The 20,280-nt window shown below is 71.4% G+C and carries 20 protein-coding genes and 1 rRNA gene; 13 read left to right on the top strand and 8 right to left on the bottom strand.

Annotation, left to right across the window (positions count from 1 at the left end; translation table 11 throughout):
• Window positions 1–19: 19 nt before the first annotated feature.
• Window positions 20–856 (bottom strand): hypothetical protein, encoded by an 837-nt coding sequence (locus tag ACIBBD_RS37920; protein ID WP_399424447.1) that lies wholly within the window; start codon window positions 854–856, stop codon window positions 20–22.
• Window positions 857–1,325: 469 nt separating this feature from the next.
• Here ACIBBD_RS37920 and ACIBBD_RS37915 point away from each other — a divergent pair, with 469 nt between their 5' ends.
• Window positions 1,326–2,867, top strand: coding sequence for an FAD-binding oxidoreductase (locus ACIBBD_RS37915; protein WP_399424445.1), 1,542 nt, complete (start codon window positions 1,326–1,328; stop codon window positions 2,865–2,867).
• 54 nt (window positions 2,868–2,921) lie between these two features.
• On the opposite strand, the gene ACIBBD_RS37910 is transcribed toward ACIBBD_RS37915, so the two are convergent.
• Together ACIBBD_RS37910 and ACIBBD_RS37905 are read right to left on the bottom strand one after the other, a co-directional pair.
• Complete coding sequence (locus ACIBBD_RS37910) at window positions 2,922–3,635, bottom strand: phosphatase PAP2 family protein (protein WP_399424444.1); 714 nt, start codon at window positions 3,633–3,635, stop codon at window positions 2,922–2,924.
• A 237-nt stretch (window positions 3,636–3,872) separates the two neighbouring features.
• Window positions 3,873–4,880: an NlpC/P60 family protein gene (locus ACIBBD_RS37905; protein WP_399424442.1), complete on the bottom strand. Its 1,008-nt coding sequence runs from the start codon at window positions 4,878–4,880 to the stop codon at window positions 3,873–3,875.
• 609 nt (window positions 4,881–5,489) lie between these two features.
• Between ACIBBD_RS37905 and ACIBBD_RS37900 the strand changes: the two genes are divergently transcribed.
• Window positions 5,490–6,233 carry a carbonic anhydrase gene (locus ACIBBD_RS37900; protein ID WP_399424441.1) on the top strand — a complete coding sequence of 248 codons (744 nt, stop codon included), beginning with the start codon at window positions 5,490–5,492 and terminating at the stop codon, window positions 6,231–6,233.
• 9 nt (window positions 6,234–6,242) lie between these two features.
• On the opposite strand, the gene ACIBBD_RS37895 is transcribed toward ACIBBD_RS37900, so the two are convergent.
• Both ACIBBD_RS37895 and ACIBBD_RS37890 read right to left on the bottom strand, forming a co-directional pair.
• The gene (locus tag ACIBBD_RS37895; RefSeq protein WP_399424439.1) at window positions 6,243–6,986 is read right to left on the bottom strand and encodes a trypsin-like serine peptidase; all 744 of its coding nucleotides are present in this window, start codon (window positions 6,984–6,986) and stop codon (window positions 6,243–6,245) included.
• Window positions 6,987–7,032: 46 nt separating this feature from the next.
• Window positions 7,033–7,449: an ATP-binding protein gene (locus tag ACIBBD_RS37890; RefSeq protein ID WP_399424437.1), complete on the bottom strand. Its 417-nt coding sequence runs from the start codon at window positions 7,447–7,449 to the stop codon at window positions 7,033–7,035.
• 202 nt (window positions 7,450–7,651) lie between these two features.
• Between ACIBBD_RS37890 and ACIBBD_RS37885 the strand changes: the two genes are divergently transcribed.
• Genes ACIBBD_RS37885 through ACIBBD_RS37875 form a run of 3 tightly spaced genes read left to right on the top strand, consistent with a single transcriptional unit; the run spans window position 7,652 to window position 8,937 of the window.
• Window positions 7,652–8,497, top strand: coding sequence for a helix-turn-helix domain-containing protein (locus ACIBBD_RS37885; protein WP_399424435.1), 846 nt, complete (start codon window positions 7,652–7,654; stop codon window positions 8,495–8,497).
• A 10-nt stretch (window positions 8,498–8,507) separates the two neighbouring features.
• A complete protein-coding gene (locus ACIBBD_RS37880) occupies window positions 8,508–8,702 on the top strand; it encodes a DUF397 domain-containing protein (protein ID WP_399424433.1) in 195 nt (64 codons plus the stop codon).
• Window positions 8,695–8,937 (top strand): DUF397 domain-containing protein, encoded by a 243-nt coding sequence (locus ACIBBD_RS37875; protein WP_399424431.1) that lies wholly within the window; start codon window positions 8,695–8,697, stop codon window positions 8,935–8,937. The genes ACIBBD_RS37880 and ACIBBD_RS37875 overlap by 8 nt, the downstream gene beginning before the upstream one ends.
• A gap of 274 nt (window positions 8,938–9,211) precedes the next feature.
• Here the strand turns inward: ACIBBD_RS37875 and ACIBBD_RS37870 are convergent, their stop codons facing one another.
• Window positions 9,212–9,640 carry an SgcJ/EcaC family oxidoreductase gene (locus ACIBBD_RS37870; protein WP_399424480.1) on the bottom strand — a complete coding sequence of 143 codons (429 nt, stop codon included), beginning with the start codon at window positions 9,638–9,640 and terminating at the stop codon, window positions 9,212–9,214.
• Window positions 9,641–10,272: 632 nt separating this feature from the next.
• On the opposite strand from ACIBBD_RS37870, the gene ACIBBD_RS37865 reads away from it, so the two are divergent.
• The 6 genes from ACIBBD_RS37865 (at window position 10,273) to ACIBBD_RS37840 (ending at window position 17,497) form a co-directional block, all read left to right on the top strand.
• Window positions 10,273–10,581: a hypothetical protein gene (locus tag ACIBBD_RS37865; RefSeq protein WP_004000049.1), complete on the top strand. Its 309-nt coding sequence runs from the start codon at window positions 10,273–10,275 to the stop codon at window positions 10,579–10,581.
• Window positions 10,582–10,768: 187 nt separating this feature from the next.
• Window positions 10,769–11,590 carry a hypothetical protein gene (locus tag ACIBBD_RS37860; RefSeq protein ID WP_399424429.1) on the top strand — a complete coding sequence of 274 codons (822 nt, stop codon included), beginning with the start codon at window positions 10,769–10,771 and terminating at the stop codon, window positions 11,588–11,590.
• On the top strand, window positions 11,580–12,953 hold the full coding sequence (locus ACIBBD_RS37855; RefSeq protein ID WP_399424427.1) for a hypothetical protein: 1,374 nt from the start codon (window positions 11,580–11,582) through the stop codon (window positions 12,951–12,953). Before ACIBBD_RS37860 ends, ACIBBD_RS37855 begins: the two co-directional genes overlap by 11 nt.
• Window positions 12,950–14,509: an SCO6880 family protein gene (locus ACIBBD_RS37850; RefSeq protein ID WP_399424425.1), complete on the top strand. Its 1,560-nt coding sequence runs from the start codon at window positions 12,950–12,952 to the stop codon at window positions 14,507–14,509. Before ACIBBD_RS37855 ends, ACIBBD_RS37850 begins: the two co-directional genes overlap by 4 nt.
• Before the next feature lie 8 nt (window positions 14,510–14,517).
• The gene (locus tag ACIBBD_RS37845) at window positions 14,518–15,939 is read left to right on the top strand and encodes an ATP-binding protein (RefSeq protein ID WP_399424424.1); all 1,422 of its coding nucleotides are present in this window, start codon (window positions 14,518–14,520) and stop codon (window positions 15,937–15,939) included.
• Between the two features lie 13 nt (window positions 15,940–15,952).
• The gene (locus tag ACIBBD_RS37840; RefSeq protein WP_399424422.1) at window positions 15,953–17,497 is read left to right on the top strand and encodes a type IV secretory system conjugative DNA transfer family protein; all 1,545 of its coding nucleotides are present in this window, start codon (window positions 15,953–15,955) and stop codon (window positions 17,495–17,497) included.
• A 9-nt stretch (window positions 17,498–17,506) separates the two neighbouring features.
• On the opposite strand, the gene ACIBBD_RS37835 is transcribed toward ACIBBD_RS37840, so the two are convergent.
• Window positions 17,507–18,058 (bottom strand): GNAT family N-acetyltransferase, encoded by a 552-nt coding sequence (locus ACIBBD_RS37835; RefSeq protein WP_399424420.1) that lies wholly within the window; start codon window positions 18,056–18,058, stop codon window positions 17,507–17,509.
• A gap of 122 nt (window positions 18,059–18,180) precedes the next feature.
• On the opposite strand from ACIBBD_RS37835, the gene ACIBBD_RS37830 reads away from it, so the two are divergent.
• Together ACIBBD_RS37830 and ACIBBD_RS37825 are read left to right on the top strand one after the other, a co-directional pair.
• Complete coding sequence (locus ACIBBD_RS37830) at window positions 18,181–19,467, top strand: sensor histidine kinase (protein ID WP_399424418.1); 1,287 nt, start codon at window positions 18,181–18,183, stop codon at window positions 19,465–19,467.
• A complete protein-coding gene (locus ACIBBD_RS37825) occupies window positions 19,464–20,129 on the top strand; it encodes a response regulator (RefSeq protein ID WP_399424417.1) in 666 nt (221 codons plus the stop codon). Before ACIBBD_RS37830 ends, ACIBBD_RS37825 begins: the two co-directional genes overlap by 4 nt.
• A 59-nt stretch (window positions 20,130–20,188) precedes the next feature.
• Here the strand turns inward: ACIBBD_RS37825 and rrf are convergent.
• A 5S ribosomal RNA gene (gene rrf / locus ACIBBD_RS37820) occupies window positions 20,189–20,280 on the bottom strand; the annotation flags it as partial.

Below are 20,280 nucleotides of genomic sequence, written 5' to 3'. Positions count from 1 at the left end.
CCGGCGGGCCGGAGCCCGCTCACTCCTCGGCGATCCGCCCCGCGTAGATGTCCCGCGCGGCCGGCAGCCGTACGTCGACGGGGGCGCCGAAGTCGTACAGCAGCGTCGTCGAGGCGACCGCGACGGCTTCCTTATGGCGGCCGTTGACGAAGCTGAAGCGGTGCCGGACCTTGCGGATCCGGCCCTCGTCGTCGAGGTAGACGTCGAACGGCACCTCGGCCGTGGCGAACCCTTTCGCCGCCGCGCCCAGGGCATCCCGGCCGCCCGCGGAGGCCTTCTCGGCGGCCGCGGCCAGGTCGGCCGTCCCGCGGTAGTGCCGCACCTCGGTCCCGGCCAGCTCCGTCCTCCCGACGTACGTCGCCGTGCGCGTCCCGCGCAGGATCTCGGCGGCCGCGTACGGATCGGTGGCGCCGCCGGTGACCAGGTTGCCGTCGGACAGCGCCGCCGTCTCCACCCGCACCCACTTGTCCGCGGGCACTCCGGCGCCCCGGTTCTTCATGAACAGCGCGCCCGGCGCGAGGAGTTCGGTGATGGGCCGGTGCTCGCTGGTCCCGGCCGGGTCCTGCGGGAGCACGACCCGCAACCGCCCCAGCTGCTTGCGGTAGTCGTAGACGCCCTCGCCCCGGATGGTCACGCGGGTCCCGCCGGTGGCCATCTCCATGGACGTCCGCGCCTGGGAACTGCCCGTCCGCACCAGCGTGTCGGCGGCCCGGCGCAGCGTCTCGACCGGATCTCCCGCGTGGGCGTCCTCGGCGGCGGCCCCGCTGCCGGAGCATCCGGCGGCGCCGGCGCAGATCCCGGCCACGAGCCCCGCGACGACCGCCGTTCCCCACCGCCGCTGCTGCCGCTCCGCCATCGCCTGTCTACCCCCAGCCGGTACGTCCGTCACGGGCCCCCTGTCGTTGCCGTTAACGACGGTCGGGCGGGCCTCGTCACGCGTGGCGGAAGGCTCGGGTCGCCAGGTGAGGCCGTCACCGGCGCTGGGTAACGTTCTCCGTGTGACCCAGCAGGAGCGCTCGGCCCCCTCCCCCGCCGACGGGGAACTCCACCGGACCACCACCGTCGAACACGGCCCCTTCTGTCACGCCCGGTGCGCCTGTGGCTGGCGCGGCCCGGCGCGCAGAGCGAGAAGCCTCGCCCGAGCGGACGCGGAGGGCCACGCACGCGGCTGAACCCCCTCCCCTGCCCCGCTCTCCCCCCTCCCCTGCGCCCGCTCCCCCTCCTCCTCCGCTGCCCGGCCGCCCGTGCGGCGAATTCCCCGGACCCGGGAACCCGCCGCCCTCCCCTCCCGTCTCGCTCCATGAAGCCGACGGAAGGCGCGGGACATGGAACGGCGTACGTTCATCGCGGGTGGCACGGCCGCGGTCGCGGCGGTCGCGACGGCCGCGTGCAGGGCGGCGGACGACGGCGGGAGCGCGTCGGCCAGGAACACCTCGCTGACCACCACGAGCGCCGTGGCCGCCGCGAACTGGGCAGCCCTCGCCCGGGACTTGGACGGCACCCTGATCCGCCCCGGCGACACCTCCTGGCCGGCCGCCCGGCAGCTGTACAACACGCGCTTCGACGCGCTCAAGCCCGCCGCGGTCGCCTACGTCGCCCACACCGACGACATCCGCACCGCCCTGGCGTACGCACGCGCCCACGGCACCAAGGTGGCCATCCGCAACGGCGGCCACTCCTACGGCGGCTGGTCCTCCGGCAACGGACGGCTGGTCCTCGACGTCTCCCGGCTGAGCCGGGTCCGCGCGAGCGGCGGCTCGGCCGTGGTGGGCGCCGGCGCCAAGCTGATCGACGTCTACCGCGCGCTGGCCGCGAAGGGCGTGACGATACCGGCGGGCTCCTGCCCCACGGTCGGCGTCTCCGGCCTGGTCCTCGGCGGCGGCCACGGCGTGGTCTCCCGCGCGTACGGCCTGACCTGCGACAGCCTCACGCAGGCGACGATCGTCACGGCGGACGGCAAACAGCTCACCGCCGACGCCACCCGCAACAAGGACCTGTTCTGGGCCCTGCGCGGCGCCGGCAACGCCAACTTCGGCGTGGTCACGGAACTGCACTTCCGGACCCACCCGGCGCCGCAGGCCGTGACCTGCTCCCTGTCCTGGCCCTGGTCGAGGGCGGCCGCGGTGGTGAGGGCCTGGCAGGAGTGGGGCCCGGCCCAGCCGGACGAGATCTGGTCCTCCCTGCACCTGTCGAACACGCCCGGCGGCACGCCCAGGGTCTCCGTCGCCGCCTTCTGCATCGGCACCTACGGCCAGCTCCAGAACGCCGTGGACCGCCTGGCCGACCGGGTGGGCGCCCCCGCGACCGGCGTCTCCCTGCGCCGCCGCTCCTACGAGGAGGCCATGGAGGTCTACGCCGGCTGCTCCTCCTTCACCACCGACGCCCAGTGCCACCTGCCGGGCTCGACCCCGGGCCGCTCCCCCCAGGGCAAGCTGGGCCGGGAGACGTACGCGGCCCGCTCCGACTTCTTCGACCGCTCACTGACGGCGGCCGGCGTCCAGACGCTGCTCCAGCAGATGAGGACGATACGCGGCGGTTCCGGAAGCATCGCCCTCACGGCGCTGGGCGGCGCGGTGAACCGGGTCTCCCCCACGGCCACGGCCTTCGTCCACCGCCGCTCCCGCATGCTGGCCCAGTACATCGCCTCCTGGCGCGCCGGCACGGCCGGCACCACGGCCCAGTCCTGGCTGGGCTCGGCTCACGGCGCCATGCGGCCGTACGCCTCGGGCGCCGCGTACCAGAACTACGCGGACCCGACCCTGAGGAACTGGAAGAAGGCCTACTACGGCGACGCGCTCCCCCGCCTGACCCAGCTGAAGAAGCAGTACGACCCGAGGGGCGTCTTCACCTACCCGCAGGGGCTCTAGTACCCCAAGGGGCTCCGGTACCCCAGGGTCTCCAGCTCGCCACCCGGACGCCGGCTACGCGGCGAGATCCCGCTCCCCGGCCGAGGCCTCGACCCGGGCCCCCGGAACCACCGCGTCGCTCCCGGCCGCCATCCGAGCGGAGCGACTGCGCACGACCCACCCCACCCGGGGGGACCGCTCCACCGCCTTCAGCACCGGGGTGAGGAGCAGGGAAGCCACCGGGGACAGCAGCAGCGCCACGGCCGTACCGAGCGCGAATCCGCCGACGACGTCCGTCGGGTAGTGCACCCCCATGTAGACCCGGCAGAAGCCCTCCAGCAGCCCGAGCCCGAGCCCGAGCAGCCCGAACTTCCGGTTGGCGACGAACAGCGCGACCCCCATCGCCATGGTGATGGTGGCGTGGTCGCTCACGAAGGAGTAGTCCGTCTTGCCGGAGACGAGGACCTCGAGCCCCTGGTGGTCGTAGAACGGCCGGGGCCGCTCCACGAAGCCGCGTATCGGCACGTTCACCAGCACCGCGACCCCGGCGGCCAGCGGCGCCCAGACCAGGGCGGCCACGGAGGAGGCGGCCTCCTCGGCCGAGCCGGGGCGGCGCCGCACGGTCCACCAGCACCAGAGCACCAGCAGGACCATGGCCAGCAGCAGCCCGTACTCGCCGACGAACTCGACGACCCGGTCCAGCCAGTGCGGGGCGTCCTTGGCGAGGCCGTTGATGTCGTAGAGCAGGTCGACGTCGGGGTTCGACCCGGATGCGGCGAGTCCAGCCATGGTGCTGCGGCCCCTTCGTCGTGTTCTGCCCGGCGCGCCTCACGCACGCCGCTCGTACCCACCCCCGTGGGTTGTAGATCCGCTTCCGCCGTTCCAGTCGGTCACAGGCATTGCTCGGCTACGTCAACAGGAACGCACGTCCCCCGTTGATACGTTCCACTCTCCACTGAATGATCACGCAGACGTTATCGAAGAGAGATACGTCGCCGCAGCTCAGCGGGGTGCTTATGAGCCGGTTCAGACAGTCGTGGGCAGTGCTTTCGCGCCATCTTCCGTCACCCGGGTGGCGCCGAAGTACTTCCGGGTGTCGATCGGGTCGAACCGGATGACGGCCCCCGTGTAGGGCGCGTCGATCATGTATCCCCCACCGACGTAGATCCCGACGTGATCGATGGCCCGGGAGTTGTTCGGATCGGGCGAGAAGAACACCAGGTCCCCCGGCAGCAGTTCGTCCCGCGAGGGGTGCGGCCCCGCGTTGTACTGATCGTTCGCCACCCGGGGCAGGGTGATCCCGACACTCTCGTACGCCGCCTTGGTCAACCCGGAACAGTCGAACCGTCCGCCCTGCTCAGGCGTACCGTTCCCACCCCAGAGATACGGCGTACCGAGCTTCTTCTGCGCGTAGTAGATGGCCCCGGCGGCCTGCTCGGAGGGGTCGACACGGGTGACGGGGGCGGCGAAGGACTCCGCGAGCGTCGTGATCCTCTTCACGTAGTTCTGGGTCTCCTTGTACGGCGGCACACCCCCGTACTTGATGACCGCGTACGCCCCCGCGTTGTAGGACGCGAGCATGTTGTGCGTGGCGTTCCCGGGGACGTCCTTCACGTACGACGCGAGCTCGCAGTCGTACGACGCGGCCGATGGAATCGCGTCATTCGGGTCCCAGACGTCCCGGTCGCCGTCCCCGTCGCCGTCGATTCCGTGCGTGGCCCACGTCCCGGGGATGAACTGTGCGATCCCCTGAGCGGCCGCCGGGCTCTTGGCGTTCGGATTGAATCCGCTCTCCTGGTACAGCTGGGCGGCGAGCAGCGCGGGGTTGATCGCGGAGCAGAGGTTGCCCCACTTCTGCACGAGCGCCTGGTACGCGGCCGGGACCGCTCCCTTGGCCAGTCCCACGCTCCTGCCGCCCACGCCGTTGACGATGTTCCCGGCGACGACGTACACGCCGATGACGAGCAGCATCACGAAGCTGAGTCCCGCCGCGCCGACGGCACCCGCCACGACCCATGCCTTACGCACCGTCAACCGCCCATCACCCAAGGGGAGTCCGCTCGCGTCAGTTTACGAGCTTCCCACCCGGAAGCCGGTACAACCGGTGCTCCGGTAGGCGCTGGGGCCGCCCTTGACGTGATAGACGACCGCGGTCCAGTCACCCGGGTCGTTCGCCACGGGGATCGCCGGGTCGACCCGGCCCTGGGGCGAGCGGCTCCGGAAGTCGTCGAGGTGGGTCGGTTCGACAGCCGGGCGAGGAGGATCTACGCGCCTGTCCGGGCGGGATCCCGCGCCTTGAGTACGTCCACTGAACGACCCTGCCACAGCGACCGGTTCGGCACTCCGGGCCCGGGCCGGGAGCCGCGGGAGAACGGGCCGCCCCCAAGGGTCGGGAGACGGCCGGCGCGGTGCGTGGAACGGGGTCGGGTCACGGATCAGGTGACGGTGAAGGCCAAGGGAAGCGCGCCCCCGAATGTGTCCCCGCACGCACCCCGAACCTGTCCCCGCAGACACCCCGACACGTCAACGGCAGCCATCGCGCACGTCAAGCACTCCCCATCATTCGGCCCCGGATTTCCCATCCCCGCCCATGATTCGGCAACCCGTGCGCCACGCCCCGGACTCGGGCATACGTTCCCCTCCGTGAACTCCGAAGACACCCCCCTCAGATCCGTCCGCCGCGCCTTCGCCCGCCGATCGCTGCTGCGCGGCGGCCTCGCCGGGGCCGTGGCCCTGGGCGGTACGGCCCTCGCGGCGGCCCCCGCCTCCGCCTCCTCCCGTACCCCGGCCGCCACCCCGCGCCCCACCACCGCCGACGAGGCCCTGCGGGAACTGGCCGCGGGCAACCGCCGGTGGCGCGCATTCCGCGAGCGGCACCCGGACGAGACCCCCGCCGTCCGCCAGACCCTCGTCTCCAGCCAGCACCCGTTCGCCGTGGTCCTCGGCTGCATCGACTCCCGCGTGCCCCCGGAGCTCGTCTTCGACCAGGGGCTCGGCGACCTGATGACCGTGCGCAGCGCCGGCGAGGTCCTGGACGAGGCCGTCCTCGGCAGCATCGCCTACGGGGTCCTCGAACTCGGGATACCGCTGGTCGTGGTGCTCGGCCACCAGTCGTGCGGGGCCGTGAAGGCGGCTGTCCAGGCGGACCTGACCGGCGAGGCGCTGCCCGCCCACATCCAGTACCTGGCCGACCGGATAGCCCCGGCCATCGACCGCACGAAGACCGGTGACGCCCGCGTCGACGCGACCATCGACGCCAACATCCGAGCCGTCCGCTCCCGCCTCGCCGCCGAACCCGACCTCGCCGAGAGGATCACCACCGGGAAACTGGCCGTCGTGGGTGCCCGCTACGAGCTGACCACCCAACTGGTCCACCGCATCGCCTAGGAGCCGCACCTACGGGTCGGTGGCCGCGTCCCGGTACAGCTCCGCGGCCTCCGGCCCGAGCACCACGCTGTACGAGATGTCCGCCGTGGCCCCGCCCTGCTCGTGCCCCCCGAGGACCCCGACCACCTCCCCGTCCCCGTCGACCCACGGGCTGCCGCTGGTCCCGCCGGTGAAGTCGGGGCAGTCGATCCGCTGCTGGGTGGAGCTGTGGAGGGTGGCCCAGTTGGTGCAGGTGATCGGGGCGTCCCGGGAGTCGGGGTAGCCGGTGACCGTCACGACGCCCGCACCCGTGGCGGCCCGGGCGACGAACCGATGGCCACCGACGACGTCCTCGACCCCCTTCCCGCCCCGGTCGTGAAGCACCGCGAACGCCACGTCGCTGTCCTCGTCCTGCCCCTCGGCCCAGCCGTCGGGCAGGAAGACCCGCTTGACCTTCCAGACCCCGTAGGGGGCCTCCCCGTCCCGGTATCCGGGGACGAAGAAGAGACCGCCGTCGCCGTCCCCGCCCAGACAGTGCGCGGCGGTGACGACGAGGTCGTGGTGCGGGCTGTGGACGACGGAGGCGGTGCAGAAGTGGCCGCCGGTGAGGTCGTCGGAGGCGAACAGCGCGCCGACCGACGCGGATCGCGCCGTCGCCGCCGCCACGACGGTCACGCCCAGGGGGCCTGTCCCGTCATCGGCCGCCACCTCCGAGACGGCGATGACGGCCAGCAGCACGACGGAGACGAGAAGGAGACGGGCGCTGCGCTTCATCGTCCCCACGGTGTCCCACGAAGGTGAGAGTCCGGTCAGACACGGCTCATCGGCACTCGGCCCACAGCACCTTTCCCGCCCGCAGCTCGGCGGCCCCCCATCGCTCCGCACAGGCCCGCACGAGATGCAGCCCGCGCCCGTGCTCGGCGTCGTCGTCCGGCGGCACGACGAGGGAGACGCCGTCGGTCGCGGCGAACCCCGGCGGCACGCGGGGGTCGTTGTCCCACACCCCGACCCGCAGCCCACCCGCGTCCACCGAGCGCAGCCGCAGGCCGTAGTCACCGGTGGTGTGGAGGTGCGCGTTGGCGAGGAGCTCGGCGGCCAGCAGTTCGGCGGTGGGGGTGAGTTCGGCGAGGGAGTGGGCGGCGAGGACGGCACGGAGGGTGACCCGGGCGACCCCCGGTGCGCGCGGGTCGTGCGGGAGTTGGAGGGTGTAGGACCAGGGCGGGGTTACGGTGGGCACGGAAGTCTCCGATCACTGTGAGGAGTTGGGCGCGTGCAGGTGGTGGTGACCCAGTGACGGTGCCGCCCCGTCGGGCGGGGTACTTCTGGGCGGAGTGGGCGCCTGCCAACGAAGGTAACGGCAACCTGTAAGTTCTTAGACTTAGATCGTCAAAGCTCTTCAGCAATCACGCGTGTGGGTGACAAGGAGTCGAACGTTGGCCATGAGAAGCACCCCCACCGGCCGCCAGGTCCGCCTGGGCGCCGAGCTGCGCAAGCTGCGCGAGCGCGCGGGCCTGAGTTCGACACAGGCGGCACAACTGCTGGGGGTCAAGCAGAACCAGGTCAGCAACATGGAGGCCGGCCGCCACGGCGTGAGCCCCGACCGGCTGCGCAGCATCGCCTGCGCCTACGACTGCTCGGACAAGGCGTTGATCGAGGCGCTCGCCGCCATGACCCCCGACCGCAAGCGCGGCTGGTGGGAGGAGTACCGCGAGATCCTGCCCGCCGCCCTGCTGGACATGGCCGAGGTCGAACACCACGCCACGGGGTTCAGAACCGCCGTGACCGTCCACATCCCCGGCCTCTTCCAGACCACGGACTACGCCCGCGAGATCTTCCGTCAGGACGTACCGGAGATGTCACCGCCCGACATCGAGCACCGCGTCTCGTTCCGCATCAAGCGCCAGGCCGTGCTCTACCAGGACTCACCGACCCCTCACCAAGCGATCATCCATGAGGCGGCCCTGCGCATGAAGTTCGGCGGATCCTCCGTGACCCGCGCCCAGCTCCAGCACCTCCTGGGCATGAGCGAGCGGGAACACATCACCGTTCAGGTAATCCCGTTCGACGCCGGGACCTTCCCCGGCTCGGGTCAGTCGATCTACTTCTGCGCGGGCCCGGTACCGCAACTCGACACCATCAACCTCGACCAGTCGCACGGCCCGGTGTTCCTCGACTCCGAGGCCCAACTCGACAAGTACCGGATCCTGCTGAACCGTATGGAGGCCTGCGCACTCTCCCCCTCGGAGTCGCGGGATCTCATCCACAAAGTCGTCCAGGACCTGTGAGGAAACCCGAATGCCCGCCCTCTCCTGGCAGAAGTCGTCCTACTGCGCACAGGGCAACTCCTGCGTCCACGTCGCCGCCACCCCCCACCACGTCCACCTCACCGAAAGCAGCGACCCCACCGCCGCGATACTCACGGCGGCCCCGGCCGCCTTCGCCGCCCTGCTGACCACCCTCAAGCTGGAGGAGGACACCCCCCGTGGCTGACATCCCCCCCGACCTCACCTGGGTCCGCGCCGCCCCGCCGGAGGCGACCGGCCCCGGCCCCTGGATCGAGATCGCCTTCGGCGAGGGCGACGACGGTGAGGCCCCCGTCTACCTCCGCGAGACCAGCGCTCCCGAGAACGTCGTGACGACGAACCGCCGGAAGTGGGACGCGTTCGTCCTGGGCGTGCAGGCGGGTGAGTTCGACCACTTCGTGGAGGGCGTCGAACTCACCTGACGCCGGTCACGGTCGCGACGCGGGCGGCGCGCCCTTCCGTCCCCGTACTCGCCGCCGTCGTCCCCGCCGCCCTCGGCGCCCTCGCCTGTACCGTGTACGGCGTGCTCCTCGTGTGGACGACCCTCCAGGCCCGGATGGACATCGCCCCGTGGGGCCAGTGGATCGTCAACGCCTCCTACATCCCCCTGGTCGCCTGGGGCCCCTGCTCGCCTGGGCCCCCTGCTCGCGGCGGTCACTGTCCACCACCACCGCCGCCGCACCCGGGCGTGAGCGGTCAGCCGTCGATCACCTCCGTGTTCTGGCAGGCGACCATCAGCCACCGCCCGTCTTCCTTCGCCATCACGTACAGCGGACTGTTGGGATGCCCGACCGGCTCGCCGCCGTCCTTCGTCCAGTACTGCGCGCGGGCCTTCACGGCGGCGACGTCCGGCCGGATGAACAGCACGTGCTCCACCTCGTACGTGACCGTCCCGTCCCCCATCGCGCCGGGCAGCACCCGGTGCGTGAACTCGGCGATCTCGGCGCGGTCGTAGAGGCGTCTGCCGTGGGCCGTCGTCCACAGGGCGTCCTCGCGGAAGAGGGAGACGAACTCGTCGGGGAGCTCGTTGCGCTGGCTGTGCTGCACGGTCGCCACCACGGCCCGGATCGCTTCGAGATCGGCCTCCCGACCGGCCGTCACATCCCTGGCCGTACCGACCGTCACATCACTCGTCGCACCGGCCGTCACGTCACTCTTCCCCTCAGCCGTCACAGCGGCCCTCCCCTCCGTGTTCTCCATGCCGCCGATGCTCGTAGCTCAACCACGCTTGAGGTCAAGCCCGCGTCATTCACCCCGCCGCCCCCGCACCATGTGCCGGATGCGGCACCCCGGCCCACGCGAGCGCGGCGCCCACGCACCCACCGCCCCGCCCGGCCGGCTACGACACCCTCACGGGCCTCGGGCACCCCGCAGGGCACGACCGCCTTCACCGGGTGCCCGCCTGACCCTCCGTCATCGCGTCACACCCCTCGACAGCCACGGTCAACCGTGGGGCCGTACGCCTTGGGTCGGCATGAGAACATCGAGACGGCCTCTCACCCGACCAGCCGTCAGAAACGGCACGGGCCGTGAAGTGGGACAACGACGGAACCACACGACAGGTTCCGCACCGACCTCATTGCCCGGGGTGACCTGCCGTGATACACAGAGTGACCGTACGAGTCATTCGTACGAATCCCGACCGTCAATGACGCCAAGTCGACATACGACGGCGACTTTGTCGGCGACAATGAGGCGTGACCTCTGCACACCGCAGGGGACGACTGCGGAACTACCCACCAGGGGCGGTGACTTACATGCTCTTTGCGGCCGACAAGGGAGACATCAACACCATCATCGGCGGGATCGCTCCGGACTGGGGGCCTTTCGGCAGCCTGGGCAACGAGGCGAAGGTGATGATCGAGGTCGTGATGGCGGTCGCCATCCTGATCTGCCTCGGCATCGCCATCTGGGGTGCGGCCAAGCAACGCATCGGCGCCACGGCCCTGCGGGACACCTTCAGCGCGGAACAGGGCAAGGGCCTCATCATCGCCGGACTGACGGGCGTCTTCATCATCGGCTCACTCGGCACCCTGTTCACGATCGTGTACGGCATGGCCGTCTAGCCGCCCGGGCCCACCCAGACCCGTCCGGGCACGCCCGGCCCCCTCCACCCCACCCACCCGTCGTGCCCACCGGCTGAGGTTGCGTCTCCCTGATGTCGAGTCACCACACCGCGCCCGCGCGGGAACCAGCACGGCTACCGTCGTACTTCTACGTGTTCCGGTACGGCAGCGAGGGGGCGTACGCGGCATGAGTCCCGGCGACGAACAGGACTACGGTGAACCCGCGGGCACGCGCATGCGCCTGCCCGACACCGACCCCTACGGCGGCGCCCGCCGCCCCGGCCGCTCCTCCTCACGGAGCATGGTCACGGTGGTCGGCGTGGTCGTCCTCCTCATCGCCGCGATCGCCTTCGCGAACCGTGGAGGAGACGATTCCGCATCCTCCACGACCACGGGCGAGGCGGACAGGCCGAAGGCAGCCGCCACGACCCCGACCGGGACGAAGCCGGTGGGGACGACGAGCGGGGGCATCCCCACGGGGTACGCACCCGATGAGCAGGGTGCGCAGAGTGCCGCGGCCAATTACTGCGTGGCCCTGGGGTCCGCGGAGATGTTCAACACGGCCCGGCGGCACGAGATCGTCGACACCGTGTACGCCCCCGACGTAGCCGCCGCCCGACAGACCGCCCTGGACACCGCGTACTCGAACGGAACGTTCCTGAGCAACATCGGCCTGGACGCGGACGGGACCGCCCCGGAAGGCCAGACCTTCGTCTCGCGGGTAGTCCCCGTCGGCACCAAGGTCACGGCGTCCAGCGCCAACGCGGCCACCGTCGAGGTCTGGTACACGTCGCTCTTCGGCCTCTCGGGCGAAGCCTCGACCAATCCCGTGTCCGAGAGCTGGTACACCACCACCTACCGGCTCACGTGGGTCGACAACGACTGGAAAGTCCTGGACTTCCAGCAGAAGGACGGGCCCGTTCCGGTCGGGCGCGACCAGAAGGCCTCCACCGCCGACGACATGACGAAGGCCGTCGAGGAGTACGGAGGGTTCACCTATGCGCGCTAAGCACCTCCCCCTGAAGCTGACGGCTGCCCTCGCCGCCGTTCAGACCACTGCGGTGCTGCTGGCGAGCCGTGCCTTCGCCGCGCCGACACCCGACCCGAACCCCTCCGGGTCGGCGTCCCCCTCCGGATCGACGTCCCCCTCCCCCTCGGCGTCGCCTTCTCCGAGCGACAGCACCTGCGACCTCATCCGAGGACCCGCCGCGGAGTACTGCAACCGGGGCGAGAGCCGCTCCGGCACCACCACCAACCCCGGCGTCTCCGACACCCTCGACCCCCTCTCCTCCCTCGCCAAGGGCTGTGCCGAGGCCGCCGCGTGGACCGTCGACAAGCTCAGCGAGGCCGTGAAGGACACGGCGAACGTCGACTTCACCAACCCCACGTTCCTCCAGCAGTACGCCGTCGTCTTCGCGGCCTCGACCGTCCTCACCCTCCTGCTGTGGCTGCTGGCCGTGGCCAAGCGGGCGGTCCGCGGCGTCCCCCTGACCACCGCCATCGGCGAAGCCGTCGGCTTCCTGTGGCTCACCGTCCTGGCCTCCGCCTTCACCCCGCTGATCCTCTACACGGTCGTATCGGCGACGGACGGCATCACCGAGGTCCTCGCGAAGGCCACCGGCGACCAGACCGACACCTTCTTCGGCACCTTCTCCGCCGCCCTGGAGAAGGGCGAGGACATCGGCGGCGGCCCGATCATGCTGATCGTGGTCTCCCTGGTCTCCATCCTCGCCGCCGGCGTGCTCTGGCTGGAGCTCGTCATCCGGGCCGCCCTCCTCTACGTCGGCGCCCTGCTCGGCACGGTCGTCTACGCCGGTCTGGTCGACAAGAACCTGTGGGGCCACGTCCGCCGCTGGGCGGGCATCATGATCGCCGTCATCCTGATCAAGCCGGTCATAGTGATCGTGCTCGGCCTCGCCGGCGCCCTGTCCGCCGACGACGGCCCGGACGCCTTCTCCGCCGTCGTCTCCGGCCTCGCCATCATCCTGCTCGCCATCTTCGCGAGCGCCATGATCTACCGCTTCGTCCCCGGCTTCGGCGACGAGATCGCGAACTCCCGCAACAACCGCCTCATGCAGGGCGCCGAAGGCAAGGCCGCCGCCGTCATCAGCTCCCCGGCGACCCTCGTCGCCCAGGGCATCAAGACGCACAGCACCCGCGCCGACAGCAACGGCGGCGCCTCCGGTGGCGCCCGCCCGGCCAACCAGACCGCCGGCGGCGTCGCCGCCCACAGCTCGCGCACCTCGAACGGAGGCGGCGGATCTGTCCCCTCCGCCGCACCCGCGCCCCGCACGAGCAGCGCGGTCAACACCCCGCACGCCAGCAACACCCGCAACAGCAGTACCAACCGCACGGGAGGTGAAGGGCGTTGACGACCGAGTCCCACGTGTCCCACGCGGTCACGCCCCGCCGTACATATCTGATCGGCCGCGCCCGGCCCAACGCGATCGTCGGCCGCAACCGCGAGACCGGCGAGATCGCGCTCATCGTCGTCGGCGCGTTCCTCGGCATGATGTGCGGGCTCCTCGTCCCCCTCCTCGCCCTGCGCATCATGCTGCTCGCCGGCTTCCCGATGCTCGCGCTGGCCGTGGTCTACGTGCCGTACAAGCACCGCACGTTCTACAAGTGGTTCGAGATCAACCGCAGCTACAAGCGCACCCTGCGCCAGGGCACGACGTACCGCTCCGGCGCCATGGAGGCAGGCACCCGGCTCGACGGCGAGGAGGTCGAGATCGGCCCGCCGCCCGGCATCGGCCGCATCACCTGGCTCGCCGCCCCCTTCGGACCCGACGAGATCGCCGTGCTCCTGCACGCCGACCGCCGTACGGTCACGGCCGCGATCGAGATCGAGGGCCCCGGCGTCGGCCTGCGCGACAGCGAGGACCAGGAGGCCCTCGTCGACCGCTTCGGCACCCTGCTCAAGCACGTGGCCAACGGCGACGGCTTCGTCACCCGCCTCCAGATGCTCGCCCGCACCCTCCCCGCCGACCCCGACGCCCACGCCAAGGACGTCGCCCAGCGCGGCGACGACCGGGCGCTGCCGTGGCTGCAGCAGTCGTACGACCAGCTCCAGTCGATGGTCTCCACGAGCAGCGAGCAGCACCGCGCCTACCTCGTCGCCTGCATGCACTACACGCGTGAGCTGGCCGCCGAGGCCCACGCCATGGCCCGCGCCGCCCGCCCCCAGTCCGGCCGCAAGCTGGACCGCGACGCGGGACTCGCCGTCGTCATGGCCCGCGAGCTGACCGACATCTGCTCCCGCCTCCAGGAGGCGGACATCCGCGTCCGCCAGCCCCTCGGCCAGGGCCGCCTCGCCTCGCTCATCCACTCCATGTACGACCCGGACCACCCGATCGACCACATCCAGGCGATGACCAGGCGCAACGCCTGGCCGGCCGAGCTGGACGCCATGGAGCCCACCTACCTCAAGGCCAAGACCCGCGAGTCCTCCACCCGCGCCCCCTGGTGCCACGCCACCGCCTGGATCAAGGAGTGGCCGATGACCCCGGTCGGCGTGAACTTCCTCGCCCCGCTCCTCGTCCACACCCCCGACGTCATCCGGACGGTCGCCGTGACGATGGATCTCGAGCCCACCGAGGTGGCCATCGAGCGCATGCTGACCGAAAAGACGAACGACGCGGCGGAGGCGAGCCGCGCCGCCAAGATGAACCGCACCGTGGACCCCCGTGACGTCGCCGCCCACTCCCGCCTCGACCAGCGCGGCGAGGACCTGGCCAGCGGCGCCGCCGGCGTGAACCTGGTCGGCTACATCACCGTCTCCTCCCGCAACCCCGAGGCCCTCGCCCGCGACAAGCGGACGATAAGGGCCTCGGCCGGCAAGTCGTACCTCAAGCTGGAGTGGTGCGACCGAGAGCACCACCGCGCCTTCGTGAACACACTTCCGTTCGCCACCGGCATCCGAAGGTAGGGCTTCACATGCGGGACCCGCTGACCGTCCTCACCGACGCCTTCACGTCCTTCCTCTTCGGCAAGGTCGAGACGACCCGCCTGCCGGTCCGCACCTCCACCGGCCAGGCCCAGGCGGTCTACCTCCCGACCGCCGCCCCCGGCCTCGGCGACTCGGGCGTGATCATCGGGCGCGAGGTCTACTCCGGCAAGGGCTACATCTACGACCCCTTCCAGCTGTACGGCCAACAGCTCCCGGCCCCGCACTGGCTGGTCCTCGGCGAGTCCGGCAACGGCAAGTCGGCGCTGGAGAAGACGTACGTCCTGCGCCAGCTCCGCTTCCGCGACCGCCAGGTCGTCGTCCTGGACGCCCAGGGCGAGGACGGCGTCGGCGAGTGGAACCTCATCGCGCAGGCGCTGGGCATAACTCCCATCCGCCTGGACCCGATGGCCGCCCTGGACCACGGCATCCGCCTCAACCCGCTGGACCCCTCGATCACCACGACGGGCCAGCTCGCGCTCCTGCGCACCATCATCGAGGTCGCGATGGGCCACGGCCTGGACGAACGCTCCGGCTTCGCCCTCAAGGTCGCCCACGCCTACGTCAACGAGACGATCGTCGAACGCCAGCCGGTCCTCTCCGACATCGTCGAACAGCTACGGCACCCCGAACCGGAGTCGGCGGAGGCGATGAACGTCGCCATAGACGACGTACGCGCCTGGGGCCTGGACGTGGCGCTGGTCCTGGACCGCCTGGTCGACGGTGACCTCCGGGGCATGTTCGACGGCCCGACGACCGTCGGCATCGACCTGGACGCCCCGCTGATCGTCTTCGACCTCTCCCACATCGACCGCAACTCCATCGCCATGCCGATCCTGATGGCGATCGTCGGCGTGTGGCTGGAGCACACCTGGATCCGCCCCGACCGGAAGAAGCGCATCTTCCTGGTCGAGGAGGCCTGGCACATCATCAACAGCCCGTTCGTGGCCCAGCTGTTCCAGCGGCTGCTGAAGTTCGGCCGCCGCCTCGGCCTGTCCTTCGTGGCCGTCGTCCACCACCTGTCCGACGTGGTCGACGGAGCGGCGGCGAAGGAGGCGGCCGCGATCCTGAAGATGGCGTCGACCAGGACGATCTACGCCCAGAAGGCGGACGAGGCCAGGGCGACGGGCCGGGTCCTCGGCCTGCCCCGCTGGGCCGTGGAGATCATCCCGACGCTCACCCCCGGCATCGCGGTCTGGGACGTCAACGGCAACGTGCAGGTCGTCAAACACCTGGTCACCGAGACGGAACGCCCCCTCGTCTTCACCGACCGCGCGATGACCGAGTCGTCCGTCGACCTCGCCGACGACGCGCTGCGCGCCGCCGAGATGGAGCAGGAACAGCGGGCGGCGGCCTTCATGGAACAGCACTTGCCCGACTTGGACGGCTCGTCCGAGTCGACCGTGGCGTAGGGGCGGGGGTGCCATGAGACCGGGTGACGACCCTCAGGGCCGGGGAGGCCAGCGGGGAGCCCAGGGCGGCATCCCCGACGGCCTCCTGGTCGGCCTGCTCGCGTTCCTGCTCGGCATGACGCTGCTGGTGTGGACGGCCACCGGACTGGCAGCCGTCCTCTCCCACGGCACCTGGCCCGCCGGCGTCACCTTCACCCGCACCCCCCTGGCCATGCGCCACCTCGTCGCCCGCCCCCACGACATCGCGGGCGCCTGGCCTGACGCGGAAGCCAGCGCGCTCTCCGGCTACGGCCTCTTCTGGGGCCTGCTCATCGGCCAGCTGATGCTGCTGTTCGTCCTCACCGTGTTCGTGATGGGCACGGTGGCCAGGTGGCGGGCCGTGCGGGCGCGGCGAAGGACGGCGGTCGCGCATCCCGGTCCGGACCGCCACGAGGTACCGACACCGCGGATGCCCGAGCAGCCGACGGAGCAGGCCGCCCCACCGGCCCCGTCCCTCGCCCAGCCACCGGCACAGGCCCTCGCCCAGCCCACCTCGGAGCCGGCGTCACCGCCGCGGCCGACGCCGCCTCCCCAGGAGCCCGCCACTTCGCTGCTCGCCGCCGAACGGACGGGCGGCTGGGAAACGCACCGCACCGAGGGCGCGGTCCACTACGGCCCCCCGGAAACCCGCCACACCACCGCGGCCGGCACCGTCCGCGACGCGGAGGGCCCCGCCCTCGTCGTCACCTCCGCCCCCGCCCTGTGGCAGACCACCAAGGACGCCCGAGCCAAACTCGGCCCCGTCCTCCTCTACGACCCCGCCCACCTCTGCGACACCCCGGCCCGCCTCCACTGGTCCCCCACCGCCGGCTGCGAGGACAAGCCCACCGCGGCGGCGCGAGCCGCCGCCCTGCTGACCCCCGTACGCCCCACCGCCCGCCTGGACCAGGCCGTCACCGACACCGCCGAGACCCTCCTGCGCAGCTACCTGCACGCCGCCGCCATCGACGGCCGCACCATCCGCCACGTCCACCGCTGGTCCCAGGGCACCGGAATCCAGGAAGCGGTGCGTACCCTCCGGACGAACCCCAAGGCGGCCCCCGGCGCGGCCGGCGAACTGGAAGCCGCCCTCACCTCCCACCCCGAGCGCCGCGACATCGCCCAGGAGCTGACCACCCGGGCCCTGTCCGCCCTCTCCACGGTGAACATCCGCGAGGCCTGCACTCCCAACCGAACCGATGCCCTCGCCTTGGATTCCTTCGTGAACGAAGGGGGAACGCTTTACGTGGTAGGTGAATCCATCGAGGACCCGAGGACCCGCCCCGGCGCGATGCCTCTCCTCACGGCCCTCGTCTCCAGCGTGGTCGAGCGCGGCCGGCGCATGGCCGAACGGTCATCCTCCGGTCGCCTCGACCCACCACTCACCCTGGTCCTGGACGACGTCGCGGCCGTGGCCCCCCTCGCCCAGCTCCCGGACCTCCTGACCACCGGCACCGACCGCGGCCTGCCCACCCTGGCCCTCCTCCGCTCCCGCGAGCAGGCCCGCACCCGCTGGCCCGACACAGAACTGCCGGTGTAGCCGCCCGCCTCAGGGGCCCTCCAGGACGAACTCCAGCTCCCGGGCGTCCGGATCCGGCCCCGCCGCCAGCGGCACGACCACCCCGCTCGGCACGAACCCCACCCTGCGGTAGAAGGCCTGCGCCCGCCCGTTCTCCTCGTGCACGATGAGCCGCACCCGCTCCACCCCCCGCGCCCACGCCCACTCCAGCCCGGCGTCGAACAGCACCTCCGTCAGCCCTATCCCGCGGAACTCGGGCCGCACGAACACCCCGACGACATGCCCCTGCCGCCGCTCCACCGGGAACCCCGCCCAGTCCTTCGTCCCGGCCTCCTCCACCAGCACGGTCAACGTCCCGACCCACTCACCGTCCGGTCCCTCGGCGATGACCTGCTGCGCCCCGTCGGCGCCCTCGGCGACCCCCGCCGTCCGCTCCCGCCAGAAGGCCTCCGGCTTCGCCAGAGCCTCCTGGTACGTCTCCAGAAAGGCGAGGGGAGCGACCGGATCCCGCAGCGCCAGGAGCCGCAGCTCCCGCGCCGCGGCCCACTCATCGGCCCGCACGGACCGGATCACGTAGTTCATGCGGGTCACCGTAGTACCCGGGTACTACACGCCTCACCCCGAATACGCCCCCCAGCCGGACGCCGGATCACCCCGTCCCGGCGCAGAATCGAAGCACGATCACGGCGAACGGACACCCCACCATGTACACGGTGCCGCAGCACAGGGACGCCACCACCCGCGAGGCCGCCCGAGGCGAGCGGGCCACCGAGCCGACGGAGCCCCTCACCCGGTACGTACAGCGCGCCGTACGACGTGTGCAGACCTTCGACCGCCGCCATCCCCTGCTGTGGGACCTGCACCTCACCGTCTTCTGGACGCTGGCGGCGCTGATCGACGCCGACGGCGGCTGGCGCAACGTCGCCCGCGAACCGGACACCCCGGTTCCCCTCGTGTTCGTCATGAGCCTCGGGTTGTCCCTCCCCCTGCTCTGGCGCCGCGGCCACCCCAGGGCCGTCCTCCTCGCCATGGCCCCGTTCGCCTTGGTCAACGCCTGGTCCGGCGCCGTACTGCAGGCCGCCCTGCTCCAACTGGCGGTGATCTTCCACATCGCGCTGCGCAGGCCCCTGCGCTCGCTGTGGTGGGCCACGGCCCTCGTCGTCGCACCGACCGTCGTCGCCGCCGTCCGCCACCCGCAGGGCAGTTGGGACGAGGACGTCATCCCGGTGCTGACCTCCGTCCTCCTCGCGGCCGCGATCGGCGTCACGGTCCGCACCCGCCGCGACTACACCGAGGCTCTCGAGGACCGTGCCCGCCGTCTGGAGAGGGAGCGCGACCAGCAGGCCCGCCTCGCCGCGGCCGCCGAACGCACCCGCATCGCCCGCGAGATGCACGACATCATCGGCCACAACCTCTCCGTCATCACCGGCCTGGCCGACGGCGGCCGCTACGCCGCCACCAAGTCTCCCGAACGCGCCGCCCAGGCCCTCGACGCCATCTCCACCACCAGCCGCCAGGCCCTCAACGAACTACGCCGCCTCCTGGACGTCCTGCGCGAGGAGGACACCGCGGGCCCGAACCCGGAACTCACCCCCCAGCCCACCCTGACCGACCTGGACCAGCTCCTCGAAGGCGTACGGGCCGCGGGTCTCCCCGTCGACATGACCGTCCGGGGCACCCCCACCATCCCCCCGGGCCGTCAGCTGACCGTCTACCGAGTCATCCAAGAGGCCCTCACCAATACCCTCAAACACGCCGGCCCCGAAGCGACCGCCACGATCACGCTCTCCTACGCCGACACGGGCGCCGTCACCGCCACCGTCACCGACACCGGCCGGGGCGGCCCACCCGCCACGGACGGCGGCCGCGGACTCCCCGGAATGCGCGAACGCACGTCCCTCTACGGCGGCACACTCGAAGCCGGCCCCCGCCCGCACCCCGAACGGGGCTGGCGCGTCCACCTGCACCTACCGGAGGAAAGCCCGCAGTGACCACCGTCCTCATCGCCGACGACCAGCCCCTGCAGCGTCTGGGTTTCCGCATGCTGCTGGAGAGCCAGGAGGACCTCCATGTCCTGGCCGAGGCGTCCAACGGCAGCGAGGCGGTCCGCATGACGGCCGAGCTCCACCCCGACGTCGTCCTGATGGACATCCGCATGCCCGGTCTGGACGGTATCGAGGCCACCCGCCGCATCACCGCCACCGGCGACCGCACCCGCATCCTGATCCTCACGACCTTCGACCTCGACGAGTACGCCTACGCCGGCCTGCGCGCGGGAGCCTCCGGCTTCCTGATCAAGGACGCCCAGCCGGAAGACCTGCTCTCCGGCATCCGCGCGGTCGCCTCGGGCGACGCGGTGGTCGCCCCCAGCCTGACCCGCCGCCTCCTGGACGCCTACGTCCACCACCTCCCGGCCGGCATCGGCTCCGATCCCTCGTCCCCACATCCCCGCCTGGCCACCCTCACGGACCGGGAACGGGAAATCCTCACCGTCATCGGGAAGGGCTGGACGAACCATGAGATAGCCACGCGCTTCCACCTCGCGGAGTCCACCGTGAAAACCCACGTGGGTCGCGTCCTCGCGAAGACTGGTTCCCGAGACCGGGTACAGGCGGTGATCCTGGCGTACGAAACGAAACTGGTACAGCCGTAAAGGCCCTGAACGCAGAAATCCCCCGTGCCGAATGGCACGGGGGATTTCTTTGAATAATTGTTCGGCGGCGTCCTACTCTCCCACAGGGTCCCCCCTGCAGTACCATCGGCGCTGTAAGGCTTAGCTTCCGGGTTCGGAATGTAACCGGGCG

This window comes from Streptomyces sp. NPDC051315, from assembly GCF_044455165.1.
Taxonomy (GTDB): domain Bacteria; phylum Actinomycetota; class Actinomycetes; order Streptomycetales; family Streptomycetaceae; genus Streptomyces.
The sequence above is the reverse complement of the archived record's forward strand: the minus strand, read 5'-3'. Positions and strand labels throughout refer to the sequence as shown.